21 protein-coding genes are annotated in these 26,683 nt (G+C 66.5%); 8 read left to right on the top strand and 13 right to left on the bottom strand.

What is annotated here, in order from left to right; all coding sequences use genetic code 11:
* Positions 1 to 54: 54 nt before the first annotated feature.
* The 6 genes from pyrE to NF4_RS03965 form a co-directional block, all read right to left on the bottom strand.
* Entirely contained in the window at positions 55 to 603 is a 549-nt protein-coding gene (gene pyrE, locus NF4_RS03985; RefSeq protein WP_039827184.1) for an orotate phosphoribosyltransferase, read from the bottom strand.
* 134 nt (positions 604 to 737) lie between these two features.
* Complete coding sequence (locus tag NF4_RS03980; RefSeq protein WP_232330309.1) at positions 738 to 1,757, bottom strand: TtfA family protein; 1,020 nt, start codon at positions 1,755 to 1,757, stop codon at positions 738 to 740.
* 65 nt (positions 1,758 to 1,822) lie between these two features.
* The gene (locus tag NF4_RS03975) at positions 1,823 to 2,599 is read right to left on the bottom strand and encodes a DUF5666 domain-containing protein (RefSeq protein WP_063125935.1); all 777 of its coding nucleotides are present in this window, start codon (positions 2,597 to 2,599) and stop codon (positions 1,823 to 1,825) included.
* 376 nt (positions 2,600 to 2,975) lie between these two features.
* Positions 2,976 to 3,539, bottom strand: a complete 564-nt coding sequence (locus NF4_RS37480; protein WP_157119956.1) for a hypothetical protein — start codon at positions 3,537 to 3,539, stop codon at positions 2,976 to 2,978.
* A complete protein-coding gene (locus NF4_RS03970; protein ID WP_063125934.1) occupies positions 3,536 to 4,402 on the bottom strand; it encodes a hypothetical protein in 867 nt (288 codons plus the stop codon). Before NF4_RS03970 ends, NF4_RS37480 begins: the two co-directional genes overlap by 4 nt.
* 12 nt (positions 4,403 to 4,414) lie before the next feature.
* Positions 4,415 to 4,729 carry a type VII secretion target gene (locus NF4_RS03965; RefSeq protein WP_063125933.1) on the bottom strand — a complete coding sequence of 105 codons (315 nt, stop codon included), beginning with the start codon at positions 4,727 to 4,729 and terminating at the stop codon, positions 4,415 to 4,417.
* A gap of 264 nt (positions 4,730 to 4,993) precedes the next feature.
* Between NF4_RS03965 and NF4_RS37475 the strand changes: the two genes are divergently transcribed.
* Complete coding sequence (locus NF4_RS37475; RefSeq protein ID WP_157119955.1) at positions 4,994 to 5,248, top strand: hypothetical protein; 255 nt, start codon at positions 4,994 to 4,996, stop codon at positions 5,246 to 5,248.
* Positions 5,249 to 6,221: 973 nt separating this feature from the next.
* On the opposite strand, the gene clpB is transcribed toward NF4_RS37475, so the two are convergent.
* Complete coding sequence (gene clpB / locus NF4_RS03960; protein ID WP_063125932.1) at positions 6,222 to 8,813, bottom strand: ATP-dependent chaperone ClpB; 2,592 nt, start codon at positions 8,811 to 8,813, stop codon at positions 6,222 to 6,224.
* Positions 8,814 to 9,147: 334 nt separating this feature from the next.
* Here clpB and NF4_RS03955 point away from each other — a divergent pair, with 334 nt between their 5' ends.
* Together NF4_RS03955 and NF4_RS03950 are read left to right on the top strand one after the other, a co-directional pair.
* A complete protein-coding gene (locus tag NF4_RS03955; RefSeq protein ID WP_063125931.1) occupies positions 9,148 to 10,305 on the top strand; it encodes a globin domain-containing protein in 1,158 nt (385 codons plus the stop codon).
* Positions 10,306 to 10,370: 65 nt separating this feature from the next.
* Positions 10,371 to 11,153, top strand: a complete 783-nt coding sequence (locus NF4_RS03950) for an FAD-binding oxidoreductase (protein ID WP_063125930.1) — start codon at positions 10,371 to 10,373, stop codon at positions 11,151 to 11,153.
* 18 nt (positions 11,154 to 11,171) lie between these two features.
* Here the strand turns inward: NF4_RS03950 and NF4_RS03945 are convergent, their stop codons facing one another.
* The 4 genes from NF4_RS03945 to dnaK all read right to left on the bottom strand — a co-directional run bounded on the left by NF4_RS03945 (position 11,172) and on the right by dnaK (position 15,477).
* Positions 11,172 to 11,579, bottom strand: a complete 408-nt coding sequence (locus NF4_RS03945) for a heat shock protein transcriptional repressor HspR (protein WP_063125929.1) — start codon at positions 11,577 to 11,579, stop codon at positions 11,172 to 11,174.
* Positions 11,579 to 12,748 (bottom strand): molecular chaperone DnaJ, encoded by a 1,170-nt coding sequence (gene dnaJ, locus NF4_RS03940; RefSeq protein WP_063125928.1) that lies wholly within the window; start codon positions 12,746 to 12,748, stop codon positions 11,579 to 11,581. Before dnaJ ends, NF4_RS03945 begins: the two co-directional genes overlap by 1 nt.
* Before the next feature lie 171 nt (positions 12,749 to 12,919).
* Positions 12,920 to 13,630: a nucleotide exchange factor GrpE gene (grpE, locus tag NF4_RS03935; protein WP_063125927.1), complete on the bottom strand. Its 711-nt coding sequence runs from the start codon at positions 13,628 to 13,630 to the stop codon at positions 12,920 to 12,922.
* Positions 13,627 to 15,477 carry a molecular chaperone DnaK gene (gene dnaK / locus NF4_RS03930; protein WP_030524812.1) on the bottom strand — a complete coding sequence of 617 codons (1,851 nt, stop codon included), beginning with the start codon at positions 15,475 to 15,477 and terminating at the stop codon, positions 13,627 to 13,629. Before dnaK ends, grpE begins: the two co-directional genes overlap by 4 nt.
* Positions 15,478 to 15,964: 487 nt before the next feature.
* On the opposite strand from dnaK, the gene NF4_RS03925 reads away from it, so the two are divergent.
* The 3 genes from NF4_RS03925 to NF4_RS03915 all read left to right on the top strand — a co-directional run bounded on the left by NF4_RS03925 (position 15,965) and on the right by NF4_RS03915 (position 20,126).
* On the top strand, positions 15,965 to 17,290 hold the full coding sequence (locus tag NF4_RS03925; protein ID WP_157119953.1) for a hypothetical protein: 1,326 nt from the start codon (positions 15,965 to 15,967) through the stop codon (positions 17,288 to 17,290).
* A 145-nt stretch (positions 17,291 to 17,435) separates the two neighbouring features.
* Entirely contained in the window at positions 17,436 to 18,791 is a 1,356-nt protein-coding gene (locus NF4_RS03920; protein WP_063125925.1) for a S1 family peptidase, read from the top strand.
* 18 nt (positions 18,792 to 18,809) lie between these two features.
* A complete protein-coding gene (locus tag NF4_RS03915; protein ID WP_157119950.1) occupies positions 18,810 to 20,126 on the top strand; it encodes a S1 family peptidase in 1,317 nt (438 codons plus the stop codon).
* Between the two features lie 513 nt (positions 20,127 to 20,639).
* On the opposite strand, the gene NF4_RS03910 is transcribed toward NF4_RS03915, so the two are convergent.
* Positions 20,640 to 21,371, bottom strand: a complete 732-nt coding sequence (locus tag NF4_RS03910) for a DUF8020 domain-containing protein (protein WP_232330308.1) — start codon at positions 21,369 to 21,371, stop codon at positions 20,640 to 20,642.
* 470 nt (positions 21,372 to 21,841) lie between these two features.
* Here NF4_RS03910 and NF4_RS03905 point away from each other — a divergent pair, with 470 nt between their 5' ends.
* Positions 21,842 to 25,222, top strand: a complete 3,381-nt coding sequence (locus NF4_RS03905; RefSeq protein WP_063125924.1) for a (Fe-S)-binding protein — start codon at positions 21,842 to 21,844, stop codon at positions 25,220 to 25,222.
* Between the two features lie 118 nt (positions 25,223 to 25,340).
* Here the strand turns inward: NF4_RS03905 and NF4_RS03900 are convergent, their stop codons facing one another.
* Positions 25,341 to 26,189 (bottom strand): LLM class F420-dependent oxidoreductase, encoded by an 849-nt coding sequence (locus NF4_RS03900; RefSeq protein ID WP_063125923.1) that lies wholly within the window; start codon positions 26,187 to 26,189, stop codon positions 25,341 to 25,343.
* 53 nt (positions 26,190 to 26,242) lie between these two features.
* Between NF4_RS03900 and NF4_RS03895 the strand changes: the two genes are divergently transcribed.
* On the top strand, positions 26,243 to 26,662 hold the full coding sequence (locus NF4_RS03895; RefSeq protein WP_063814493.1) for a MerR family transcriptional regulator: 420 nt from the start codon (positions 26,243 to 26,245) through the stop codon (positions 26,660 to 26,662).
* Positions 26,663 to 26,683 lie beyond the last annotated feature (21 nt).

Raw genomic sequence — 26,683 nt, 5'->3', positions numbered from 1 at the left:
GGCTAACCGAGCGGGACGGACCTGTGCGCAGCCGCCGTGATTCGGCAGCGGTGTTCAGCCGAGTTCGAGGTCCCCGAGGCTCAGGATGGACCGGTACTCGAGGCCCTCGTCGGCGATGACCCGGTCGGCGCCGGTCTCCCGGTCCACCACGGTGGCCACCCCGACCACCGTCGCGCCCGCGTCACGCAACGCGCGCACCGCGGTCAGCGGAGAATTACCGGTGGTCGTCGTGTCCTCGACCACCAGGACGCGTCTGCCCACCACATCGGGGCCCTCGATCTGCCGTTGCATACCGTGGGTTTTCGCCGCCTTGCGCACCACGAACGCGTCGATCGGCCGGCCCGGGGCGTGCATCACCGCGAGCGCGACCGGATCGGCGCCCATGGTGAGGCCGCCGACGGCGTCGAAGTCCCAGTCGGCGACGAGGTCGCGCAGCAGTTTGCCGATCAGCGGACCCGCCCGGTGGTGCAGGGTCGCCCGGCGCAGGTCGACGTAGTAGTCGGCCTCCTTACCCGAGGACAGCGTCACCTTGCCGTGCACGACGGCTAAATCGCGCACCAGTCCGGCCAAAACGTCCCGGTCGGTCGTTGTCTGGTCGATCATCGGTGTCCTTCCGCCCACGTAGGCGAGTCACGGCAGTAATGTCCCGGCGCCCGCTGCGGCGCCCTGCGAAGCAGGATACGGGGAGGCGTCGCGCGGAGTTGTCGCAGGTCGCGCGGAGTGCGTATCGGGGAAATCTACTGCGGGACCGGACCCTGGTAGGGGCGGAACCCCGGGTGGAACGGACCCCCGGGCCGGGGCGGCTCCTGATCGTCGCCGGGAGCCGGTTCCCGGCGCTCCCGCGGGCCGGAATCGCGGTCGGCTTCCGCACGGGCGGGCCGGTTCGCCGGACGGGCGTCGGGGACCACGGCCAGGCTCGGCCGCCGCGGCGGGGCGTCGCCGGAATCGGGGTCGCGCGGGTCCGGTTCGTCGAGATCCTCCGGATCGCCCTGGCGGTACCGGACATTGGGGGCCGGCCGCCCGTAGCGACCGTCTTCGCGGTCGTCGGCGAAATCGTCGTAGTCCTCGTCCCGGTCGTCGTATTCCGCCGAGCGGATCCGGGCACGCGGGCGCGATGCCCCGGGTTCGGGACCGTCGGGGCGGGGTTCGGTGACCGGCGGCAGCACGTGCAGCAGGCCCGACAGCCGCAGGACGGCGTCGATACCGGTCTCCCAGTCCTTGGCCGCGGTGCCGACCGGAAGCATGCCGAGGGTCCAGTTGCCCTCGCTCCACAGCATCTGCACGGTATCGGCCAGCGATTCGATGAACGCGACCATCCGCTGATCGACCGCATGCCGCGCGATCTCGGGATTGGTGGCGAAAACGACGCGGTCGCCGATGGCGCCGAGCAGTTCGAGATCGGCGTCCTTGGGCGGGTTCATCGTCTTCAGCCGCATATCGACATCGATATCCGAACCGATCTGCCGACGGACCGCGACCAGGGTCGCGGAATCCTCCAGATCCAGCAGCACGAATTTCTCGCCCTTGCGGATACCGGTCACCACGTCCACCGCGGTCAGGTACCCGAGCTTGGCCAGCGCACCGCGCCGCCACGTCGAAGCGAGCGCCGGTTCCACCGACACATAGGTGTATCCCTGGGCTTTCGCCCACACCTGGCGCGCGTGACCGGTCCGCTGCCGCTGGCGCCGGTCGAAGTAGAGCAGCACTATCGCACCCGCGAGGGTGATTGCCGCCAGCCCGAACCACATTGCCGTCATCGTCGCCTAGCCTATCGACCCGCCCGGCGTAATGCCGGGCACCCACACTGCGCGCCGCGATTTTCTCATCGCCCGCCCCCTTCGAGGGCGGTGCTGATGATGACATCGGCCTGAATGGATCCGTCCGGACTCTTCTGACCCTGCACGATCACCAGGTCGCCGGTCGGCAGCGCGTCCACGGTGGCGCCGGCCAGCGAAATCACCTGAGTGGACGGGCTGGTATGCACCGTGACCTCGGCTCCGGTGAGTGTACTGATCGTGAGCGTACCGCCGGTATTGGCGCTGATGGTGCCCATGGTCGTGCCACCGGCCTCGGGATCGCCGCTATCCGGCATATCCGGCAGGCCGGGCAGGCTGGGCAGCGCGGGACCCGAATCGCCCGGATCGGCCGGTAGTCCACGACTCGTCGGACGACTGCTGGTCGTGGTGTCGCTCGCCGTAGTGCCGGAATCACCGCCGAAGAGCATCCCGGCGGCGATACCGGCGAGCCCGATCAACACGATCACCGCGAGCGCGATACCGACCCACATCCCGGTCTTCTTCGGCGGCCGCGGCGGGTCGGGCGGCATCTGACCCGGTGGTACCTGGCCCGGCGGACCGTACCCACCCCACTGGTTCTGGTAGGGCTCGCTCGGATAGAGCGGCATCTCCCGGGTCGGGTTCGGACCCGCCCCCCAGCCGCCGTAAAGATCATTTCCCGGATAGGCCGTGGTCGACTCCCCGTAACCCGCCGGGCCGTAGCCCGCGGACAGCTTCTCGGTGGCCGATTCCCCCGGCTGACCCAGGTGCTGGGTCGGATCGTCGTCCGGCCGCCTCGCCCAGGGATCGTTCGGGTTGGTCATGCCACCCAGACTAAGCGCACCTCCGCCTCCGCTCCGGCCATGCGCGCCAACACGCAAACAATCCACCCCCAACACCCACCGATGTCAACCTCGGCGCACCTCCGCCTCCGCTCCGGCCATGCGCGCCAACACGCAAACAATCCGCCCCCAACACCGGCCGGAGCGAACAACTCGAAGGGAACCGTGCCGCATCCCGGCCGGCTCGCCGTTGGGCTGTCATGATCTCGGCGCTGCCGGTACTCATTCGATCGAGCGACCTCACTGTGTTGACCACACAGGGTCCGACCGATCGGGACCTCCGTGGAAAACCTGGCAAACCATCGCCTGCCGCGGCCCGGCCCGAAACCGCGCCGGTTCGGAACGAGGATTCGTTCTATTACGTCAATTCCCTCGTCAATTCGATCAGGAACTTCGCTGCCGCACGAACTTCATGGTCGGAAACCTCGAAGTTCGGCTGCTCTCCGGAGGTTATGCTGACTTGATTGATCTGATCCACATTTAAGTCCAGCGACCCCTCCCAGCCGTCCACTGTTGTATAAATCCGAACCGAACCAGGGGACTGGTTCAGCCACACCTTATCGTCGTACCCGGTTTGAGCAATATAGCTCGGGTCGCCTCTGACCGGGGCGGGTTCCGAATCGGGCGATAGCATTGCCGAAAGCCTCGTTCCACCCACTCCCACAGACGACTTTGTCACCGTGCACATCGCTCCCCGGTCTATTTTGTCTTCGGGGTTGATGGATCCGTATCCGATAGCCGTATCTGTGATTCCGAGAATGTTTTCGAAGAAGTTGAGCGTCCTATTACATTGGTCGCGAATTTCGTGGCTGGATTCGGTTACCCTAGTCTCTTTGCCGCCGACCAATCCGCACGAAGAAATGAGCGTGATTAATACGATCGCCGCTGCCACGGTAGATATGCGCCCGGCAACCCCGCTCATTGTGTCACCCTGTCTGTATTGACTGACCACTTGTTCGTGCCGTCCAAGACGGTTGCGTCATCGAACTTGGAGTTGCCATCGACAGCCATCGGCGGCCACTTGTTATCGGGTAGACCGTCGATATCCGAGCTGGCCTGCGCGATCTTGTTGCCGCCAATAATAGTTTCCTGTGCAGTCGAGGCTATTTCTCCGACCGCCTGGAGAATCGCGGCGTATGCGTCCGCAATGGCTGCAACAAGGTCTCCGGTTTGAGCCGCTGCGATTGGTCCTGTCGCAGCGATTGCAACTATCTCGCCTATACTGGAGATCAACGAAAGAATCGCATCAGCTATAGATTGATAAAGCGCTAATGTTTTTACAGCAACCGCCTCCAGAGAGAGTGCTATTTCTTCACATGACGCCGGAATTGCCAGTTGCCCACACGGTTTCGCTTGCCGTATACGAGAATTTTCGTATGCCTCGGCAGCGATACCGGACCAATGAGCGTTGAGTTTGGTTTCGTCGATCTGCGTCCCAGCATTGGTCACCGCGCTTGCGACATCCCTCCATGCATTCGCGTAATCGATGAAGGTTAGGGGGACCATAATACCCCTTATAAGCTCGGTCAGCTTGGCGTCGGCCTCCGCTACATATTTCAGCACCTGGTCCCGCTCGTCCCAGAGTCGGTCGACGACGGCTTCGGCAGTACCTCCGCCAACGAGTCCAAAAAAGCCCCAGCCAGCGGCGCGAACACCAAAGACAATGGTCCCGAACGCGTCGTTGGCCCTGTCCGGCTGACCCTTGAGGTCCTCCGCCTGGGTTTTAATAGATTCGATATGGGTGCTCAGGTCTGTTCTGGTTTGCGGATCCTTATCCTCAGCCATGCTGCGCCCCCTCTAGTAAAGATTGTTGAGTGCATGCGCGTTCTGCGCATCCTCGGCTTCATATGTGTCGGCCACCTGGCGAAGTGTCGCAGCGATCTCATTGAATACCGCGATACCCTCCTTCATTCTATCGGCGAAGAAGTCGGGAACACCCTTATATTTTTCGTACGCCAGAATGAATACGCCCGCCTCGAGTTGTTCGAATTTAGTCTTTTCGGTAGCAAGTCGCGCTTCTTCCAAGGCGGCAGCCGCCTCGTCCCAACTGGTCGCTGCCCCCCGGACGGCACCTATCGCCACCGTGATAGCCTGCTGTGACGGTGTGGCCATATTAACCCCCTGTACTCTCTATTAGATATTTGCGATGGCGAGAATTATGAAACTCGAGATCCTCATCCGAATATCTTGAGTAATCTCCACGAACCGGGAAGCCGGACGGAGTTCGCGGACTCTATCCGCGAGGGATAGAAGTTCATCGACCAGGTCCAGCGGGTTGGCGTTCCGCGCCCATTCCGGCCATACATATATAGATTTTATTTGAAAACAGTCCGCCGATATCGACATTCCAGCTTTGCCATCGATTACCGCTCGTCCATGAACATCGAAGGTACCCCGCGTGCGTATGCGCTTCTGGACTTCACGGTATTCCGACCAGCTCGAAGTATCGAGAAGAAGCATCAGGACCGTGCGCCGATCAGGAAACGAGCAAGCGTGCCTGAATTCACCGGTAAGAAGTTTTCCCAAACAGCTTTCGACCGACTTTTTATAGGCGCGCATCAACTCGTCGCCGGCTTCGCCGGCGTTCACGTAACGGTGCCATTGCTGACTTATGTGCAACTGTATTGGTAGAAGTCCGCGATCGACTTCAATAGTCGCGAATGAGGAACCGGGCGCGGCCGGCGAGTTAGCCGCAGCGGTCGAGCCCGAGTGCGCCCGGGGGGAGGTAGAGGCCGCACGAACCGGTTCCGGCCTGTATGTAGGACTCTGTGAAGGTCGCGGAGTCGGATGCGGAATCTGCGTGGTGTGAGAATTAACGGAACCCGATTGCCTTGGGGTCAGCGGTTCTTCGTCCCAGAATTCGTCTGGATCATCATAATGATTGAAAAATCCACCGGTATATTCTGGTGGTGGCATACTGCCGATTCCTATCTTTGCGCGCTTGCCTTTTCGACAGGGTGATAGTTGTTGGCTACTCGAGACCGATGGCACACCCCCCTTTTTCTACGCAAAGCCAGTAGCTCTGTTCCGGGGATCAGCTTCTCCAAACCATGTACGCTTGTCAACCCGGCGGACTCCCCCCTATCAGCCATGGCACTCACCGATCATGCTGCTGTGCGTACAAGTTGAGTGGCTCGCAATCAACATGTCCCCTGCCAAGTCCGCCGATCGCCTCGCAGGGTTACGAGACGAAGCTCTCGCCCGCTCAGAGCATTGCAATATCCGCTCTCGATGATCGACGGCCCGCCGGGAACCGGGAAGACGCCGACGATCCTGAACACCATTGCCTCGGTGATCTGCCGGCCGGGGCACGACCGTGGGCGTGGTGTCCTTTACCAGCTCCGCCGCCGGCAACATGTTCGAGAAGCTGACCGGAAAAGGTTTCGGGATGGTGGCGGCCGATCTGGGCAGCACCGCCGAGCGGCGGAAATTCTTCGCCCTCCGCCTTCGCTCCGGCCATACGCGTCGATACGGCGGGCTCCACGCCCACGACACCGGCCGCCCCGAACTCGACCGAACCGATCCCGGGCAACCGCGGTGGCCCGGGACCGATGCCGGTATGCGGCGCCGACGGCGAGGTCGGCGCCGCATACGCGGTGTGGAGTTACGGGCCCGCGGTGACCGCGGCGGGGTCGCGATCACGCGGCCCGACGACGAGTCCGTCGCCGTTCGGGCCGACGCCCACCTCGACCGTGTCGCCGTCGGTGACCTTCCCGGCCAGCAGTTCCTTGGCCAGGGTGTCGCCGATGGACTGCTGGATGAGGCGTCGCAGCGGGCGGGCGCCGTAGACCGGGTCGTACCCGCGCACCGCCAGCCAGAATCGGGCCGAAGCGCTCACCTCGAGGGTCAGCCGCCGCTGCGCGAGCCGCCGCTGCAACTGATCGAGCTGGATATCCACGACATGAGCGAGCTGGTCCTCGTCCAGGGCCTGGAACATGACCACATCGTCGAGCCGGTTCAGGAACTCCGGTTTGAAGGCGGCCCGCACCGCGTTCATCACGAATTCCGCGTCGGCTCCGGCCCCGAGGTTGGAGGTCAGGATCAGGATGGTGTTGCGGAAGTCCACCGTCCGGCCCTGTCCGTCGGTGAGCCGGCCCTCGTCGAGAACGGCGAGCAGGATGTCGAAGACATCCGGATGCGCCTTCTCGATCTCGTCGAACAGCACCACCGTGTACGGCCGCCGCCGTACCGCCTCGGTGAGCTGACCGCCCTGGTCGTAGCCGACGTATCCGGGCGGGGCGCCGACCAGGCGGGCGACCGCGTGCTTCTCGCTGTACTCGCTCATATCGATGCGGACCATCGCGCGTTCGTCGTCGAACAGGAAGTCCGCGAGCGCCTTGGCCAGCTCGGTCTTACCGACACCGGTGGGACCGACGAACAGGAACGAGCCGGTCGGCCGGTTGGGGTCGGCGACTCCGGCCCGCGCCCGCCGCACCGCGTCGGAGACCGCGCGCACGGCGTCGTCCTGCCCGACCACGCGACGGCCGAGTTCGGATTCCATCCGCAGCAGCTTCTCGGTCTCCCCCTCGAGCAGCCGGCCCACCGGAATACCGGTCCACGCCGAGATCACCTCGGCGATATCGTCCGGCCCTACCTCTTCTTTGAGCATTACCTCGCCGTCGGCCGCCGCACCGGATGTCTTCTCGGCCTCGGCGAGTTCCTTCTCCAGCGTCGGAATCCGGCCGTATCGCAGTTCGGCGGCCTTGCCCAGGTCACCGTCGCGTTCGGCGCGCTCGGATTCGCCGCGCAGGTTCTCCAGCTGCTCCTTGAGCACCCGGACCTGGTCGATCGCGGTTTTCTCGTTCTGCCAGCGGGTGGTGAGCTGGTTGAGCTTCTCGCGATCGTCGGCGAGTTCGGCGCGCAGCCGTTCCAGCCGCTGCTTGGACGCCTCGTCGGTCTCCTTCGTCAGCGCTACCTCTTCGATCTCGAGCCGCCGGACCGCGCGTTCGACCTCATCGATCTCCACCGGCCGGGAATCGATCTCCATCCGCAGCCGCGACGCCGCCTCGTCCACCAGGTCGATCGCCTTGTCGGGCAGGAAGCGGGAGGTGATGTAGCGGTCCGACAGCGCCGCCGCCGACACCAGGGCGGAGTCGGTGATCCGCACACCGTGGTGCACCTCGTAGCGTTCCTTGATGCCACGCAGGATGCCGACGGTGTCCTCCACCGAGGGTTCGCCGACGATCACCTGCTGGAAGCGGCGCTCGAGCGCGGCGTCCTTCTCGATGTGCTGCCGGTACTCGTCGAGTGTGGTCGCGCCGACGAGCCGCAGTTCGCCGCGGGCCAGCATCGGTTTGATCATGTTTCCGGCGTCCATCGCCGATTCGCCGGTCGCGCCGGCGCCGACGATGGTGTGCAGTTCGTCGATGAAGGTGACGATCTGCCCGGCACTGGATTTGATCTCCTCGAGGACAGCCTTGAGCCGTTCCTCGAATTCGCCGCGGTACTTCGCGCCCGCGACCATCGCACCCAGATCGAGCGAGATGACGGTCTTACCGCGGAGCGATTCCGGGACGTCGCCGGCGACGATGCGCTGGGCCAGACCCTCCACGATCGCGGTTTTGCCGACGCCCGGCTCGCCGATGAGCACCGGGTTGTTCTTGGTGCGCCGGGACAGTACCTGCACCACCCGGCGGATCTCGGTATCGCGACCGATCACCGGGTCGAGTTTGCCGGCGCGCGCGGCGTCGGTGAGGTCGGTGGAGTACTTCTCCAGCGCCTGGTAGCTACCTTCCGGATCCGGGCTGCTCACGCGGGTGTTACCGCGCACGGTGGTGAATGCCTCGCGCAGTGCGGCGGCGCCGGCGCCGTACTTGTCCAGCAGCATGGTCACATCGGAGTCGCCGGAGGCCAGACCGACCATCACATGTTCGGTGGAGACGTACTCGTCGCCGAGTTCGGTGGCCAGATGCTGGGCCGCGGTGATCGCGGCCAGCGCTTCGCGGCCCAGCTGCGGGGTCGTGGTGGCGCCGGTGGCGCGCGGGAGCCGGTCGACGATGTCCTGGGCCTCGCGCCGCACTGTCGCGGGGTCGGTGCCCACCGCTTTCAGCAGGGGCGCGGCGATACCGTCGGTCTGGTCCAGCAGTGCCACCAGCAGATGAGCCGGCCGGATCTCCGGGTTACCGGCGGACGAGGCCGCCTGCAATGCGGCGGTCAACGCGGCCTGGGTCTTGGTGGTGGGATTGAACGAGTCCACGAAGCACCTTCCTGCTAGTCGATATCTCATCCGGCATCCGCACCGATCCAGGTGTCTCGTGCCGTCCTGCCAGATTCAACGTTCGAAAGGTTGAGTCTGTTCCGCTCAACTTTAGTTTTTTCTTCGGCTACCGCCGACCACCGGGTTGCCAGAAAAGTGCTGGGTCACGGCTCATAACGACGCGTCGTTACCCGCGAACAAGATCGGCCAAACCCGGTAACCGTATTTCACACCCACCATCTTCTCTTTTTTCGGGGATACTGGTCGGGTGAAGGACCGCCGGTAACGGTTACGTCCCTCCGGGTCGGATTTCAGGGAAAGGAAGCTCCACGCCGTGGATGCGCGTTCGGCAGCGCTGGTCCGCGCCAATTTCCAGTCGGTGATCGATGCGCCGAGTGGTCCCGAGCGGTTGGTCAGCGCGTTTTACGGTCACCTCTTCGCCGCCAATCCGCGGCTGCGGGAGCTGTTCCCACCCGCCATGGATATGCAGGCGAAACGGGTGGTCACTGCGATCCAGTACATGCTCGACCATCTCGAGGACTGGGATCGCGCCCAGAAGTTCCTCGAACAGCTCGCGCGTGATCATCGCAAGTACGGGGTCGAAGCCGAGCATTACGATCTCGCCGGCCCGGCTCTGTACGCCGCTTTCCAGACCTACAACGGCCCGTACTGGACCAGAGAACTCGCCGAGGGCTGGCGTGATGTCTGTCTGCTCATCTCCGCCGCCATGGCCATCGGAGCCAACTCCGACGATTCGCCGCCCTACTGGGAGGCCACCGTCGTCGGGCACCGGCACGTCCTCGAGGACCTCGCCATCGTCCGGTTGCAGTCCGACGACCCGATCCCCTACCTGGCCGGACAGTACGTCCCCGTCTCCGTTCCGCAGCGGCCACGGATGTGGCGCTACCTCTCACCCGCCATCCCGTCGAACCCCTACGGCGAGATCGAATTCCACGTCCGCAAGGTCCGCGGCGGATGGGTGAGCCCCTCCATCGTCAACGAGACCAAGGTCGGCGACCGCTGGCTCATCGGCGGACCGCTCGGCGGCCTGCAGGTCGACCAGGACAGCGGCCGCGATGTGCTGATGATCGGATCGGGCACCGGTGTCGCGCCGCTGCGCGCCCAGCTGATCGAGATGGGCCGGCGCGGTATCAATCCCCGCGTCCACTTCTTCATCGGCGGGGTCTACCCCTGCGACCTGTACGACGTGGAGAACATGTGGCAGCTTTCGCAGAGCAACCCGTGGCTCACCATCGTCCCGGTCTGCGAGCACAAGACCAACCCGTGGTGGTACCCGCATCCCACCGAGGACGCGCCCTACGGCATGCACCGGCGTCTGGTCGGCAACCTCGGCGCCGTGGTGGCCAGTTTCGGCGCATGGGAGGATCGGCAGATCCAGATCGCCGGTTCGGCGAAGATGATCGCCGACACCCGGCGCGCGCTGCTCGCGGTCGGCACCCCGGAGGAGATCATCAGTACCGATCCGGTCTGATCGGTATCGGCACATCGAGCACCGGGCGGTATCCCGTCCGGCCCGGCCTGTCAGCGGAGTGAGGTATGACGAACGACCCGAGCGCGTCCCCCGCCCATTCGTCCCAGCGGTCGTACTGGCTGGCCGATGTCGTCGAACATCACCGGCTGCGCCACGATATGGCGGTTGTCCGCTTGATCGGCGAATACGTACCGTTCCACGCGGGGCAGTCGGTGCAGGTCGAGGTCCCGCAGTTCCCGGGCATGCGCCGCCGGTTCTCCCCCGCGCTGCCGCCGTCGCTGGACGGCAAGCTCGAATTCCATGTGAAGACCGTGGCGGGCGGCTGGTGCAGTGGCGGCATCGTCGCCGATACCGCGGTCGGGGACCGATGGAAGCTGTCCGCTCCCGAGGGACTCTTCACAGTCGATCCCGACGGCGACGAGGTGGTGATGATCGCCGGCGGCACCGGCCTGGCCCCGCTGCGCGCCCAGATCCTGGAACTGGCCCGGCACCAGGACCCGCCCACCACCTATCTGTTCTTCGGCGGCTCCGCCCCGCGCGACCTGTACGCCGCCGATATGCTCGTCCTGCTCGCCGCCGATCTGCCCTGGCTCACGGTGGTGCCGGTGGTGGAACGCCTCGAGGATCCGACCTGGCCCGACAAGTGGTACGAAAGTCACCGGGTGGACATAGGTTTCGACGAGGACGACCTGCTGCAGGGCACCCTCGCCGACGTGGTCGGCTCCTACGGTTCGTTCGACCGGCACCAGGTGCTGGTCTGCGGTTCGCCCGCGATGACCAGATCCACCGTGGAACGGCTACTCGACGCGGGTACCCCGGCCGAACGAATCCAGTTCGAAGGAGCCTGAGCCGGCGCCGGTATCCGCCTAGTGCCGCCGGTTCCGCGGCTGCCACACCACCAGGGCGGTATTGCGCTGCGGTGGAATCAGTTCCGGCCGATAATCCGGCCGGGCCCGCTCCCGTTCCAGTTGCGCGGTCAACTCGACCACCCGCTGCTGGAGTTCGGTCACCTGATTGGTGAGCTCGATGATCCGTTTGATGCCGGCGAGATTGACGCCCTCGTCCTGGGAAAGCCGCTGCACCTCGCGCAACAGCTCCACATCCCGCTCCGAATAGCGCCGGCCGCCGCCCGATGTGCGCTGCGGTGTCACCAGACCCAGCCGGTCGTAGGTGCGCAGGGTCTGCGCATGCATACCGGCCAGCTGGGCCGCCACCGAGATCACGAAATATTCAGTGCGGGCCGATTTTGCCTCGGGTCCTCGTTTCGGCTCCATTACGCACCTGCCCATCCCGCTCTCGGATCGAAGCCGCTGGCCTTCTCCGCCTCCTGCAACGCGCGCAGCGCCGCAACGGCATCGTCGTCCAGCTTCGGCGGCACGGCGACCTTCACGGTGACCAGCAGATCACCGGCTCCGCCACCACGTTTGGGTACTCCGCGGCCACGCACCCGCAGGATGCGCCCGTCCGCGGTACCCGGCGGCACTTTCACGCCGACCCGGCCCTCCAGAGTGGGCACCGATACGGTCGTACCGAGCACCAATTCACTGTAGCTGACCGGCAGTGCCAGGGTCAGGTCGTCGCCCGCCCGGCCGAAGACCTTGTCCTGGCCGACGTGCACCGTGACGAACAGGTCGCCCGAGGGCGCGCCCCGCAGGCCGGCCTCGCCCTGTCCGGCGAGCCGGATCCGTTGCCCGTCCGCGATTCCCGGGGGGATGCGGACGTTTATGGTGCGGGTGCGGTTCTGGATACCGCTGCCGTGGCAGTCCACGCACGGATCGTCGATGATCGACCCGGTGCCGCGGCACTCGTCGCACGGTTCGCTGAATCCGAACGCACCCTGATTGCGGCTGACCACACCGCTGCCGTTGCAGATCGGGCACACCCGCGGGCTGGTGCCCGGTTTGGCCCCGCTGCCGTGGCAGGTGGTGCAGGGCGACGGGCTGGTCAGATGCAGCGGCACCGTGACGCCCTTGGCCGCCTCACGGAACCCGAGGGTCGTCTCGGCCTCCACATCGGCGCCCCGGCGGGGCCGGCCGCCGGTGCGCGTGGCACCGCCGCCCCGGTTGAACAGACCGCCGAACAGATCACCGAGCCCGCCGTCGGCGCCACCGCCGGCCTGGCCGAAGATATCGCCCAGATCGAAGCTCTGGGAGAACCCGCCACCGGCACCCGGGGTGAAACCGCCGCCCCGCCCGTACCCGCCGCCGGAGAACAGCCGGCGGGTCTCGTCGTATTCCGCGCGTTTGGCGGGATCCGACAGGACGGTGTGCGCCTCGCTGACCGCCTTGAACCGTTCCTCGGCCTTTGCATCGCCGGGATTGGCGTCCGGATGCAGATCACGGGCCAGTTTGCGGTAGGCCTTCTTGATCTCTTCGGTGGAGGCGCCGGCGGAGACACCCAGCTCCTTGTAGAAGTCCTTCTCGATCCACTCCCGCTGACTCACCGGGCATCTCCTCCTCTCGATACTGTTCCGCGGCCCGCGCGGGGCCCTGCGTGGTCGTACTTTCCTACCGCCTCCGGGCCCGTCGCGCGCGGCGTGACGGGGGCGCGGCGCACGCGGATCGCTCCGTGCGCACGCCGCGCCGCCCGGTCCGTGGCTTTCGCCGCGGAGTCGTTACTTGTCCGAGCCGGCATCAGCATCCGATGCCTCCGCCCGCGCGGGTTCCGCGGTGTCCGCGGCACCCTGGTCCGCCTCGAGATCGCCGACACCGTCGGTGACGCCGACCAGCGCATGCCGCAGCACCCGCTCACCGAAGCGATACCCCTTGCGCATCACCACACCGATCACCGGATCGTGCCCGGAGCCCTCGTGCTGAACCGCCTCGTGCAGGTTCGGGTCGAAAGGCTCGCCCTCGGACCCGAATTCCTCGAGCCCCTGTTTGCGCAGGGCCTCGATCAGCTTGTCGGCCACCGAGCGCAGCGGTCCGGATTCCAGGTCACCGTGCGCCTTGGCACGGTCCAGGTCGTCGAGGACACCGAGCAGTTCGGTGACCACGGCGGCCTTGGCGGAATCGATCGCGGTCTTGCGATCGCGTTCGACCCGGCGCCGGTAGTTGGTGTACTCGGCCGTCAGCCGCTGCAGATCGGCGGTGCGCTCGGCGAGTTCGTCCGATGCTGGTGTCTCGACGGGCGCCGCGTCGACGCCGTCACCTTCGAGACCGGCCTGGGGCGCCTGGGGGGCTACGCCCTCCTCGGCCCCGGCCGGGGCGGCACCGTTGGCCGCCCCGGCCTGCTCGCGGACCTCACCGGTCTCCGGGTCGATCTTGCGCTTGTCGACGAAGCTGACCGGCTCCTCGGAATTCCCTGTGTTTCCCGAATTCGTCACTTCTTCTCCGTGTCGACCGGCTCGTCCACGACCTCGGCGTCGACCACCTGGTCGTCGCCGGCGTCCGCGCCCGCGGCGCCGTTACCGGAGGCCGCGCTCTCGGAGGCCTGGGCCTCGTAGATCGCCTGACCGAGTGCCTGCGATTCGGTGGCCAGCTTCTCCACCGCGGCCTTCACCGCGGCGGTGTCGGTGCCCTCGAGCGCAGTCTTCGCCTCGGCGATCGCCGCCTCGACCTTGGACTTCACATCCGCCGGAACCTTGTCCTCGTTGTCCTTGATGAACTTCTCGGTCTGGTGTACCAGCGATTCGGCCTGGTTGCGGGTCTCCGCTTCCTCCCGGCGCGCCTTGTCCTCGGCGGCGTGCGCCTCGGCGTCCTTGACCATCCGGTCGATCTCTTCCTTGGACAGACCGGAGCCGTCCTGGATCTTGATCGTGTTCTCTTTACCGGTGCCCTTGTCCTTCGCGGTCACGTGCACGATGCCGTTGGCGTCGATATCGAAGGTGACCTCGATCTGCGGCACCCCGCGCGGAGCCGGCGGGATACCGGTCAGCTCGAAGGAGCCGAGCAGCTTGTTGTGCGCGGCGATCTCGCGCTCACCCTGGAACACCTGGATCTGCACCGACGGCTGGTTGTCGTTGGCCGTGGTGAAGGTTTCCGAACGCTTGGTCGGGATGGTGGTGTTGCGCTCGATGAGGTTGGTCATCACGCCGCCCTTGGTCTCGATACCCAGCGACAGCGGGGTGACATCGAGCAGCAGGACGTCCTTGACCTCACCCTTGAGCACACCGGCCTGCAGGGCGGCGCCGACGGCGACGACCTCGTCCGGGTTCACGCCCTTGTTGGGCTCCTTGCCACCGGTCAGTTCCTTGACCAGTTCGGAGACCGCGGGCATGCGGGTGGAGCCACCGACGAGCACGACATGGTCGATATCGGAGACCTTGATCCCGGCGTCCTTGACCACGGACTGGAACGGCGCGCGGGTGCGGTCGAGCAGGTCCGAGGTGATCTTCTGGAACTCGGCGCGGGTCAGCTGCTCGTCGAGGAACAGCGGGTTCTTGTCCGCGTCGACGGTGATGTAGGGCAGGTTGATCGAGGTGCTCTGCGAGGAGCTCAGCTCGATCTTGGCCTTCTCGGCGGCCTCACGCAGCCGCTGCATGGCCATCTTGTCCTTGGTCAGGTCGATGCCCGAGCTGGACTTGAACTTGTCGACCAGCCACTTCACGACCCGCTCGTCCCAGTCGTCACCACCGAGGTGGTTGTCACCGGAGGTGGCACGGACCTCGACGACACCTTCACCGATCTCCAGCAGCGAGACGTCGAAGGTACCGCCACCGAGGTCGAAGACCAGAATGGTCTGTTCCTTGTCGCCCTTGTCCAGGCCGTAGGCCAGGGCGGCGGCGGTGGGTTCGTTGACGATGCGCAGCACATTCAGGCCGGCGATCTGGCCGGCTTCCTTGGTGGCCTGACGCTGGGCGTCCTCGAAGTAGGCGGGCACGGTGATCACCGCGTCGGTGATCTCCTCACCCAGGTAGGACTCGGCGTCGCGCTTCAGCTTCATCAGCGTGCGCGCGCTGATCTCCTGCGAGGTGTACTTCTTGCCGTCGATCTCCACGGTCCAGTCGGTGCCGATATGCCGTTTCACCGAGCGGATCGTGCGGTCGACGTTGGTCACGGCCTGGTTCTTGGCCGGCTGACCGACCAATACCTCACCGTTCTTCGCGAACGCGACGACAGAGGGCGTAGTGCGCGAACCCTCGGAGTTGGCGACGACGACCGGCTCACCACCTTCGAGAACGGCGACGACCGAGTTCGTGGTCCCGAGGTCGATTCCGACCGCACGAGCCATTTGTTTCCTCCTCATTTCGACTGCTTGTGTCTGTCCGGGCACTGTGCCCCTTGCGCCGTGGGCCGTGGGACCCACCGCGTGGACCAGCCCCAGGCAGAACATAGAGCACGGTCCCAGCAATACTGAGCGTGGTCGGCTCAATCCTGCCCCGCTTCCGAGGGGCCGTCAAGTCAAACTTGAGCCGACGTCACTCAACATTGTCGATCAGCTCAACCCCCGGCCCCGGCGATGTATTCCCGCCCCCATCGCACCGGCCATTCTTCCCCGGCCCGGCACCCCGAACCGGCGCGGCGCGATATCGTGACCCAGCCGTATCGCGCCGGCACCCCACCGCGGCCAGCGCCTCGATCCCCCACGACCCGCTCGTCGGCGCTATTGTCGAAGCTCCGCCCATGGTGACCGCGGCGCCCCGCGTCGTGGTACGGCGACGTGCGGGTGAACCCGTACCGTGATTTTTGGATGAGGAAGTCGAAGCGAGGATCCGAGAATGGCCACTGGGGTGGGCCTGCACATCGCCGAGTACGCGTGCACCGCGGCGGTCGTCGACGACGACGGAGATCCGCACTTCATCCTCCGTGATCCGGTGCTGTACATGTCCGAGGACGGGGACGCGGCCCTCGGCGGCGCTGTCGCCCCGCCCGGGCACAGCCATACGATCACCGGTTTCGTGGCGGCCGTGGGCGATCCGGCGGGCGTCGTCGTGGACGACGGCGAGGCCTACCGCGGCGAAGACCTGCTCGCCACCGCCCTGTTCTGCCTGATCAACCTCACTGCCGAACACCTCAACGGCCCCGCCGAGTTCTATGCCGTCCATCCCGCCGGATGGGACGCCGGACAGGTGATGGCCCTACGCGGCGCACTCGACTATCTGGGCCTGAAATCGGTGGCTCTGGTCGGCGAGGACGAACTCCCGGCCGGGCCCGCCCATCTCACCCCCGCGGATACGGGCCGGTACTTCGCCGAGAGCGCGGGCCGGGCAGCGCTCGCGGTGGTCCTGGAGACCCCGGCCGGCGCCACTCCCCCCGACCCCTCCACCGCCCAGAACTCCGCGCTGGACACCGTCGTCATGCCGAAACTGGGCGACGGCCACACCCCGGCCAAGGCGTACTCCGCGCTGGTTCCCGCCCTCGATCCCGAAGCCACCTACGGCGGCCCGAGTCTGGCGGCCATAGCCGCCGGCCTGGCGCCCGCCACCGGATCGCGCCCGGCCACCGGATCGGGGCCTGCGGCCGGCCTCCGGCCCGCGACCGGTACCGCGGCAGCGGTTTCCACCGCCACCCCGGCGAAGCCCGCGGCCGAAGCGGCGGCCGCCGACCGGAATGGCGGCCCCCGGCGTACCGCCGCGCTGGTGGCGGCCGCGGCGTTCGGCGGCCTGTTGATCGGCGCCCTCGGCGTCACCGCGATCCTGCGGCCCGGCGCGGCGGAGCCGGGTGAACCCACCACCTCGGTGACCGAGGTGCCTCCGGCTCCCCCACCGATACAGCCGCAGCCGGTCGCCCCGGCCCCCGAGATCCCGTCCTACACACCCGAGCCGACCTACGAGCCGGAACCGACCTACGTCGAGGAACCGCTCCCCGCACCGCCTCCGGTCACCATCACCGAGACGACCCCGGCGCCCACCACGGTCCCCTCGACGACCACCCCGGAGCCCAGCGGCCCGACCCTCACCGAGCCGACCACCGAGACCGAGACCACGACCACCCGGACCCGGCCGCGGATCTTCCCCTTCCCCGTTCCGTTCCGCACCGAGGACCCGGAAATGGACCTTCCCGACACCGGATCCAAGGAAGGTCGTCAAGAAGAGGCCAGATAGCGATTTGTGCCTTAGAGTGATGCGCTGACCGGTGTTATTCCGGCCACCCCGGCAACTCGGTCGAAGCTCGAGCAAACCTGTGCGCCAACGGATTCGATCTCGTGGCCACGGATTATCTGGCACACAGTGCCGACGAAGGGACTTCATGCGCAAGTCGGTGGCGCGTCGCGCCGCGGTCAAGGCTGCCGTTATCGGCTCGACCGTTCTCCTGGCTCCCCTGTTCGGCGCGACCGCGGCGATCGCCGCCCCCGAACCCGAACAACTCAGAGCCGAGGACCTGCCGGCCGAACTGGTTCAAGCGCTGTCCCGCGATCTCAATATGACCCCGACCGAATATCTGGACCGCGCCGCGCGCGCCCAGCAGCTGCAGACCTACGCGGCCGAATTCCGCGCCGAGCGCCCGGAGGTGTTCGCCGGCGCGTGGATGACCGCGGAGGGTAAACCCACCGTCGCCGTGACTTCGCCGGACGCCGCCAAGGTGGCCAGCGACGACGGATATTCCACTCGCCTGGCCCCGGTCTCGGCGGCCGCGCTGGAAACCTCGCTCACGCAGATGAACCAATGGGTCGCCGCGCAGCCCCGGGATATTTCGCAGCTGATCAATTCCATCGCCATCGACTTCCTCAACAGTCAGCTGGTCGTCAATGTCGCGAATACGCCACTGGCACATATGCTCAACCTGCCGACCCTCATCGCCAACATCAAGGTGGTCCTTTCCCCGGACGGCGGCGGCCCGGTGGAACATCACCCGATGGGCGGTGACACCTATATCAGCACCCCCGGCCCGCTCGACGACGCGGAGCTGAAGAGCGTCGATGTCTGCTCGTTCGGCTTCAACAGTGTCGATTCCGCCGGTAATGCGCTGAATATCAGTGCCGGACATTGCAATCCGAATATCGACAAAGGCGATGGGCAGGCCGCGGTATACAGCCCGAATATCCGTAATATTCCGGCGAGCCCGCAGCTGGGCACCTTCGTGCGGTCGGAACTCGGTGGTCCCAGCACGCTGGACTACTCGGTTATCCAATTGAACGAGCGCGCGGTGGGCGCGGGTATGGATCAGCCGTCGGTGCGCGGCGCCAACGGCACCACCCTGACCATCACCGGCACCGCCGATCCGGTGATCGGCGCCCCGGTGTGCAAATCCGGACAGTCCTCCACTTTCACCTGCGGTTTCGTGGTCGCCGACCGGGTGGAGACCCAGCTGTTCACCACCGAGGGCGACTCGAAGATCATCCGCGGTTTCGCCAGCTCGGCCTGCACGCTGGGCGGCGACAGCGGTGGCGCCATCGTCACCGGCACCCTGGCACTGGGTATCACCAGCGGCTCCAATGCCGCCGACGCGCCCGATTGCGAGAAGGCCAATATCGCCCTCGCCCAGTACGGCGGCACCGCTACGCTGGGCATTCCCATCCGCAGCATCCTCTCGCACGCCGACGCGGCGGCCGGAGGCGGCCTCGGCAGCGGTATCACCGTACGAACCAGGCCGAATGCCGGGTGAGCCCGATATAGTCTTCGCATGCTCATGCCACGCATAGGTAAACGAAGGTCGGCGCCGGCCAGAAAACGCATACAACGTGCCGCGGTCGCCGCCTCGGCGGCCGTCCTGTTGTTCGGCCCGACCGCGGCGCTCTCTTCGGCCGCCCCCGACCCGGGTGTCGGCCTGCCGGCCGACCTGGTGGCGGCGCTGAACCGAGATCTGCACATCTCCCCCGAGGAGTACTTGGCGCGCGCCGATACCGCGCAGCAGGTGGCGGCCTTCGCCACCACCGCCCAGCGTCAGTTCCCCCAGGTGTTCGGCGGCGCCTGGCTCGACGAGCAGGGCCGCGGAGTAGTGGCCCTGGCCAACGGCCCCGGCGGCGACGAAGCCCGCGGTGCGGCCGAATCGAGCGGATTCGTGGTCCGCAATGTCGCCAAGAGCGAAACCACGCTGCGCGGCGAGAAGAGCGCCTTCGAACGCTGGCTCGACGGCCAGCCCGAAGCGGTGTCCTCCCTGGTGCGCGGTGTCGTCATCGATACCGTGAACAACAGCATCGCGGTGCGGGTCGACAAGGTCGGTCTGCCGATGCCGAACTTCATCGATCCCGCCCGGGTCATCGTCACGGCGCCGCCGGTCGCGGCCGAGACGCTGCCTCAGGCGGCCGCGGTCGCCGAGGCGGGCGCCGCGACGGTCGGCGGGGGCGACGGCTTCGCCGCTATCGCCGGTGACAGCTCGCTGCGCTGCTCCTTCGGTTTCAACGGAATCGGCCCGGCCGGTAACACCGTCAACATCACCGCCGGCCACTGCAACCCGAACCTGGACGACATCGGTGCCGCCACCGTGCATGAATCCCTCGGCGGCAACAAGGTGGGCCCGCAGATCGCCACCTACCAGAAGTCGGTACTCGGCTCCCAGGACTACTCGATCATGAGCATCGCGGACGGTGCCGCGGGCCGCTTCCAGAACAACCAGGTCAAGGTGCCCGGCGCGGCCCCGATCGCGGTCGACGGTGTGGCCACCCCGGTGGTCGGCGCCCCGGTCTGCAAATCCGGTTCCCGCACCGGCTTCAGCTGCGGTGTGGTGAACGCCGTGGACCAGACCGTCCAGGTCGGTGACCGGCAGCTCACTCAGAGCTTCTCCGCCAATATCTGCGCCCTCCCCGGCGACAGCGGCGGGCCCATCGTGACCGGACGCCAGGCCCTGGGCATCTCGAGTGCCTCCTCGGTCGCCGATTACCCCATCTGCGAGATCCCCAACATCCTGGGCGTGCTCACCGGTAACGCCCCGCAGCTGTTCGCACAGCCGGTGAGCGTCGTGCTCTCCGACAACCCGGGCCTGCGCATCCGCACGAGCTAGAGGTCGTCCCGCTCTCCGCACCGGCCCACACGGATCGGAGCGCAGAGCGCAGGACATCGGCACCGCACCCGCGGGTGCGACTCGCACCGAGCATCGAGCAACGAGAGGGTCGGCAGCGTAACGCTGCCGACCCTCTCGTCTGTCGGGACTCCGTGCCACCGATCTGCGGCCGTCGACGCGACCCGCTGGGCCTGCCCCGCACGGCGGGCTCGGTAGCCCGGTCAGCGGAGTGCCGGCCCGGGCGGACACACCCCGTCCGCGGCTCCCGTCGCCACGATGACAGCAGCAGGCCTCTCGCCCGCGACTCCCCCGTACGTAAACAGCGGAAAGGGCCGACAGCGGCAAGCTGTCGGCCCTTTCCGGCTGTTCCGGTGAGGCGGGGACTTCTCGGCGAGAGCTACGGCCGGGCGGAGCGCCCGAGTACGACCCACTACCGAGAACAGAACTCCACCCCGATACGCGGATCGGCCCGCCCCCGGGAAGGGACGGGCCGATCAGAACAGACAGGGCGGCTTACTTCGGCGGCTCAGCGCCCTCTACCACCGGATTCCCATCATTGGCCCACTTGGTGGTGCCCGCCGGTGCCTGCAGCGTGTTGATCAGCTCGATACCCGCAGCGACCAGCGTCGGACCACCGACAGCGATGGTGCCCAGAATTCCACCGACACCCGCACCCGTGATCAGTCCGGGTACGCAGCCGGCCACGATCGTCACGACACAGCCGATAACGGCACCGATGGCGGTGCCCACGAAACCGCCGATCGCCGTCGCAATGCCGAAGTTGCTTGCGAACTCATTCTGGGCCTGCTGGTTTTCCTTCAGCGAGGCAATGGGCTTCACGGCCAAGGGCTGGTCCGTAACCAGACCGGCCGGCTTCTCCGGGGTGATCTCGAGGACGGAGCCTTCCTTCTTGACCTCTGATTTCACCGGAATTGCCACACCGTTGGCGGTGAACTCGAGCGGCATCGAGGCGACAAGGTCGCCGGCCTTGTCCTTGATCTCGAGCACCTGGGTCTTGGCTGCTTCCGCAACCGGCTCGGCCTCCGGGACGGCTCCTTCCTGCGCTACGGGCTCCTGCTCCTTCTCGACGATGGAGAAGGTTCCGCCACCCAAGGTGGCGACGACCGTCTTCTCGACGAGTTGCACGGCGTAGTTGACCGTCTCTTTCGGTGCCGGCGCCGCCGGTTCGGCGTGGGCTGTGCCGAATCCCATAGCGAGCGAACCGGTGACCAGTGCGGCGATCACGGTGGATCTCGGGAGTGTCATCCATTTCCAATCGGGTGTGGGGCGTCCCATCTCAACGCGAGGGGGTCGATGTGATCGAACCCTGTTTCCTCCCCGAGCGTTATGAGATGTCACGCTTCCTGATAGATCGGGCTGAGCGTAGTCGAATGCACTGACAAAAGGCGAGATTCGTTTCCCAAGCGTAAGAAACGACACGGGTAAGTGTTGCCTTATCACGCCCCGCACGGACGGGCCCTTTACGGTGTTAATCAGCCCTTATTCGCTTTGGGTAGCGAACTGAAAAGAGTGATATTGATCACGCCGCGATCCATGCGGATAAGCCCAGGCAGACAGCGCCACGGGCCGACGCAGATCGTACAGTGGACACCATTAGTTACTGGCGGGTAACTTACTGGCGGTTACGATACGAGCCGGACGGGGTACTGCTCAGTTCCTCGTACCTCGTGTTGCTTCGAAAGAAAGGTCGCGACATGAATGCCCTGACAGTGACGCTGGGCACCCTGGGAGCGGCGCTCAGCCTGCTGTGTTGGGCGTCGTTCTTCGGCGGCGTCCGGGATATCGTCCGCGCCATCATGCTGGGCCAGCCCGCCCCCGACCGCTGGCGGCCGTTCTTCCCGCGTTTCAAGCAGATGCTGGTGGAGTTCCTGGCGCACACCCGGATGAACAAGTTCCGGACGGTGGGCTGGGCGCACTGGCTGGTGATGATCGGCTTCCTGGGCGGCGCGATCCTCTGGTTCGAAGCCTATGGTCAGACCTTCGACCCGGCCTTCCACTGGCCGCTGATCGGCAACACGGCGATCTATCACCTGTGGGACGAAATCCTCGGCATCGGAACTGTCGTCGGCATCGTGGCGCTGATCGTCATCCGCCAGCTGAACCATCCGCGGGTGCCGGAGCGGCTCTCCCGGTTCAGCGGCTCCGCGTTCGGACCCGCCTACGTGATCGAGGCCATCGTCCTGCTCGAGGGCCTGGGCATGATCTTCGTGAAGGCAGGCAAGCTCGCCACCTACGGGCACGCCCACGCCGGTACCGACTTCTTCACCATGCAGGTGGCCAAGCTGCTGCCGGCGAGCCCGACCATGGTGTCGATCTTCGCCTTCGTGAAGCTGATGTCCGGTATGGCCTTCCTCTACTTCGTCGGCCGCAATATCACCTGGGGCGTGGCGTGGCACCGGTTCTCGGCATTCTTCAACATCTACTTCAAGCGTGAGGACGACGGTGATGTCGCGCTCGGCGCGGCCAAGCCGATGATGTCCAAGGGCCGCGCCCTGGACATGGAGAACGTCGACCCGGACACCGATACTCTCGGCGCCGGCCGGGTCGAGGACTTCTCGTGGAAGGGCTGGCTGGACTTCACCACCTGCACCGAATGCGGTCGCTGCCAGTCGCAGTGCCCGGCGTGGAACACCGGTAAGCCGCTGTCGCCCAAACTGCTCATCATGTCGCTGCGCGACCACGGCCGCGCCAAGGCGCCGTATCTGCTGGCCGGCGGCAGCAAGGACATGGGCGGCGACGAGGTCGGCCTGGTCGACGGCGAGGGCAACCCGGACGAGAAGAAGCTGGGCCGGATCTCCGAGGCCGCGCGCGCCGAGGCCGAGCGCCCGCTCGTCGGCGACCATGAGGTGAACGGCATCATCGACCCGGAGGTGCTGTGGAGTTGCACCACCTGCGGCGCCTGCGTGGAGCAGTGCCCGGTCGATATCGAACACGTCGACCACATCATCGATATGCGCCGCTACCAGGTGCTCATCGAATCGGATTTCCCCTCCGAACTCGCGGGTCTGTTCAAGAACCTGGAGAACAAGGGCAACCCCTGGGGCCAGAACGCCAAGGACCGGCTCAACTGGATCAACGAGCTGGACTTCGATATCCCGGTTTTCGGCCAGGACGCCGACAGCTTCGACGGCTACGAATACCTGTTCTGGGTCGGCTGTGCCGGCGCCTACGAGGACCGCGCCAAGAAGACCACCAAGGCCGTCGCCGAACTGCTGGCGACCGCCGGGGTGAAATTCATGGTCCTCGGCCAGGAGGAGACCTGCACCGGCGATTCCGCCCGGCGCGCGGGTAACGAATTCCTGTTCCAGCAGCTGGCGATGCAGAACATCGAACTGCTGAACTCGGTATTCGAGGGTGTCGAGCAGAAAAAGAAGAAGATCGTCGTCACCTGCGCGCACTGCTTCAACGCGCTCAACAACGAGTACCCGCAGGTGGGCGGCACCTACGAGGTGGTGCACCACACCCAGCTGCTGAATCGGCTGGTGCGCGGTAAGCAACTGGTCCCGGTGGCCCCCGTCGCGCAGAACGTCACCTACCACGACCCCTGCTACCTCGGCCGGCACAACAAGGTCTACAACGCACCGCGTGAGCTGATGGCCGCCTCCGGGTCCACCCTGGTGGAAATGCCCCGGCACGGTGAACGGTCCATGTGCTGCGGTGCCGGCGGCGCCCGCATGTGGATGGAAGAGCAGCTGGGCAAGCGGATCAATATCGACCGCGTGGACGAGGCGCTGACGACCTCGCCGGCCAAGATCGCCACCGGCTGCCCCTTCTGCCGGGTCATGCTCACCGACGGTGTGACCGCCCGCCAGGAGTCCGGCCAGGGTGAAGGCGTGGAGGTCGTGGACGTCGCGCAGCTGATGCTCGAGTCGATCGAGCGGCAGCAGCCGGAGCAGTTGACCGCCAATCTGACCGTGGTCCAGGAACCCAAGACCGAGCCGGAACCCGAACCCGAACCCGAGCCGGTGGCCGCCGAAGCCGAGGCCGCGCCCGCGGCCGAGAAAGCGGCGCCCAAGGGCGGCGGCCTCGCCATGAAAGGCCCGGCCAAAGCACCCGGTAAGGGACTCGGCATGAAGGGTGCCGCCAAGGCACCCGGAGCCAAAGCCGCGGCACCCGCAGCCGAAACCGAGGAAAAGGCGGCACCGGCCGCAAAGGGCCTCGGTATGAAGGGCGCCGCGAAAGCGCCCGGCGGCAAGGGCTTGGCGATGAAGGGCGCTGCCAAGGCACCCGGGGCCAAAGCCGAATCCGCTCCCGCTGCGGAGGAGACCACCGAGGCTCCCGCCGCTCCGCCGGTGAAGGGCCTGGGTATGAAGGGTGCCGCGAAGGCACCCGGCGGCAAGGGTCTGGCGATGAAGGGCGCCGCCAAAGCGCCGGGCGCGAAGGCACCGGGCGCGAAAGAGCCCGCTGCCGGCAGCTCTGTTCCCGCTGCGGAACCGGCCACCGCGGAGTCCGCGGACACCACCGCGAGCTCGGCTCCGACCGAAACCAAGCCCACGGTCGCTGCCAAGGGTCTGGCGATGAAATCCGGATTCAAACGCCCCGGTGCCAAAGCACCCGGCGCGAAGGCCCCGACGGCGGCACCGAAGGCCGAGCCGGCTTCGGCGCAGGCCCCCGCCACGGAATCGGATGCGGCGGATACCGAACCGGCCACCGCGGCGGCTCCCGCCGAGAGCAAGCCGTCGAAACCGGCCAAAGGTCTGGCGATGAAGTCCGGATTCAAGCGTCCGGGTGCCAAAGCGCCCGGTGCGAAGCTTTCGGCTCCCGCACCGGAGCCGGAGCCCACCGCGGAATCCGCAGCGGAAACCGGGCCTGCTCCGGACGAGGCCGCCGGCGAATCGGCACCGGACGCCACCGCCGCACCGGCTGCCGCGATCACCGCGGAATCCGCGTCGGAGACCACTGCGGATTCTTCTTCGGCGGCCACCGCCGAATCGGCACCGAAGGCCACGACCGAGACCGGCGGAGCCTCCGGCAACGGCAGCGCGGGCAACGGTTCGGGGGCGACCCCGCCGCAGGCCAAGCCGGGTGCGCTGGGCTTCAAGTCCGGCGCCAGGGCACCGGGCCGCAAGGGCTGACCGGAACAATACGAAGGCCGGCAGGGCCCGGCGGAACTACTCCGCCGGGCCCTGCCGCGTATACGCCCGGCCCAGCTGCCCGACAGCTCGACCAGCGCGGTTTCCGGCGTGCACGGACTCAACGGCCCAGCTCGTGTACCACCTCCGCGAAACGGTCCAGCCGACGTTGCGCCGCATCGGGAGGCAGCACCGGTGCGATACCCAGCAACGTCCGGTGGATGCCCAGTTCCGCCAGACGTGTGAGGTCGCCGGGGCCCGGATCGAAGAGAGTGGCGATCACCGGAACGGGCGGCCGGCCGCGGCGATCGGCGAGCGCCCGCAGTTCGTGAACCCCCCGCGCCAGTTCGGCGAAGGGGATGCCCACCGGGGCCAGCCAGCCGTCGGCGTGGTCGAGAATCCGCTCGTGCGTGGACGGCCCCCAGCCGCCCAGCCAGACCGGCGGGCGTGGCCGCTGCACCGGTTTCGGCCAAGAGTACAGCGGATCGAAATCGACGTGCTCACCGTGGAACTCGGCTTCCTGCCTAGTCCAGATGGCCGTCATGGCGAGCAGCCGTTCCCGCTGCAGGGCGAGCCTGCTGCGCGGATCGGTTCCGTGATTGCGCATCTCCTCACGCAGCCACCCGGCGCCCACGCCCAGCTCGAACCGCCCGCCCGATGCCGCGTCCAGGCTCGCCACCTCTTTGGCCGTGATGATCGGATCACGCTGGACGAGCAGTGCGACAGCGGTGCCGATCCGCAGCCGCTGTGTCACGGCGGCGGCGAAGGCCAGCGAGATGAACGGATCGAAGTTCCGGTAGTAGTCCCGCGGGATATCGCCTCCGGCGGGATACGGCGTTTCGACGGTGACCGGGATATGCGTGTGCTCGGCCACGAACAGCGATTCGAAGCCACGGTCCTCGACAGCCCGGGCGAGGTCGGCCGGGCCGATACTTTCGTCGGTCACACCCGTGAAGATTCCGATCTGCATGCGGCTACGGTAAACATTGACATCAGCGTCAAGGTCAAGTCGAGGTGAGTGGTATGCGGATCGGCGAGCTCGCACAACGCACCGGCAGCAGCACGCGAGCCCTGCGGTACTACGAACGCCAGGGCCTGCTGACAGCGGTGCGCGGCGGCAACGGTTATCGCAGCTTCGACGAGTCCGCGGTCGGTACCGTGCTCCGTATCCGGGCCCTGCTTTCAGCGGGGCTCGGCACCGAGGTGATCCGCCGGGTGCTGCCGTGCACCCGCGACGCGGTCGGAAGGATCGAGCCCTGCGCGGAAGTCGTCGCGGTCCTGCAGACCGAGATCGACCGAATGGACGCGCTGGCCGCGGATCTGGTCCGCTCCCGGGACCTACTCGCCTCGATCCTGCTCGACTCGGGTGTGCCGCCGGCCGGCCGGGATGCAGGAGCACCCGCAAGCAACGCCACCGGCGAGCAGCGGGTTTCCGGCCCTTGATTCCGTCGTCCTCATGGAGTC

Source organism: Nocardia fusca NBRC 14340 (assembly GCF_001618425.1).
GTDB classification, from domain to species: Bacteria; Actinomycetota; Actinomycetes; order Mycobacteriales; family Mycobacteriaceae; genus Nocardia; species Nocardia fusca.
Note: the sequence above shows the minus strand (reverse complement) of the source record. Positions and strands in the feature narration are given on the sequence as shown.

Coding starts and splice junctions, on each gene's coding strand:
- NF4_RS03945 (WP_063125929.1), bottom strand. CDS start 11,579: ATGGAGCCGAAACGAGGACCCGAGGCAAAATCGGCCCGCACTGAATAT.
- NF4_RS03925 (WP_157119953.1), top strand. CDS start 15,965: ATGGCCACTGGGGTGGGCCTGCACATCGCCGAGTACGCGTGCACCGCG.
- NF4_RS37480 (WP_157119956.1), bottom strand. CDS start 3,539: ATGAGCGGGGTTGCCGGGCGCATATCTACCGTGGCAGCGGCGATCGTA.
- NF4_RS37475 (WP_157119955.1), top strand. CDS start 4,994: ATGAACATCGAAGGTACCCCGCGTGCGTATGCGCTTCTGGACTTCACG.
- NF4_RS03905 (WP_063125924.1), top strand. CDS start 21,842: ATGAATGCCCTGACAGTGACGCTGGGCACCCTGGGAGCGGCGCTCAGC.
- NF4_RS03965 (WP_063125933.1), bottom strand. CDS start 4,729: ATGGCCACACCGTCACAGCAGGCTATCACGGTGGCGATAGGTGCCGTC.
- NF4_RS03915 (WP_157119950.1), top strand. CDS start 18,810: ATGCTCATGCCACGCATAGGTAAACGAAGGTCGGCGCCGGCCAGAAAA.
- NF4_RS03980 (WP_232330309.1), bottom strand. CDS start 1,757: ATGACGGCAATGTGGTTCGGGCTGGCGGCAATCACCCTCGCGGGTGCG.
- NF4_RS03920 (WP_063125925.1), top strand. CDS start 17,436: ATGCGCAAGTCGGTGGCGCGTCGCGCCGCGGTCAAGGCTGCCGTTATC.
- dnaK (WP_030524812.1), bottom strand. CDS start 15,477: ATGGCTCGTGCGGTCGGAATCGACCTCGGGACCACGAACTCGGTCGTC.
- pyrE (WP_039827184.1), bottom strand. CDS start 603: ATGATCGACCAGACAACGACCGACCGGGACGTTTTGGCCGGACTGGTG.
- NF4_RS03970 (WP_063125934.1), bottom strand. CDS start 4,402: ATGGCTGAGGATAAGGATCCGCAAACCAGAACAGACCTGAGCACCCAT.
- NF4_RS03900 (WP_063125923.1), bottom strand. CDS start 26,189: ATGCAGATCGGAATCTTCACGGGTGTGACCGACGAAAGTATCGGCCCG.
- NF4_RS03975 (WP_063125935.1), bottom strand. CDS start 2,599: ATGACCAACCCGAACGATCCCTGGGCGAGGCGGCCGGACGACGATCCG.
- NF4_RS03895 (WP_063814493.1), top strand. CDS start 26,243: ATGCGGATCGGCGAGCTCGCACAACGCACCGGCAGCAGCACGCGAGCC.
- NF4_RS03950 (WP_063125930.1), top strand. CDS start 10,371: ATGACGAACGACCCGAGCGCGTCCCCCGCCCATTCGTCCCAGCGGTCG.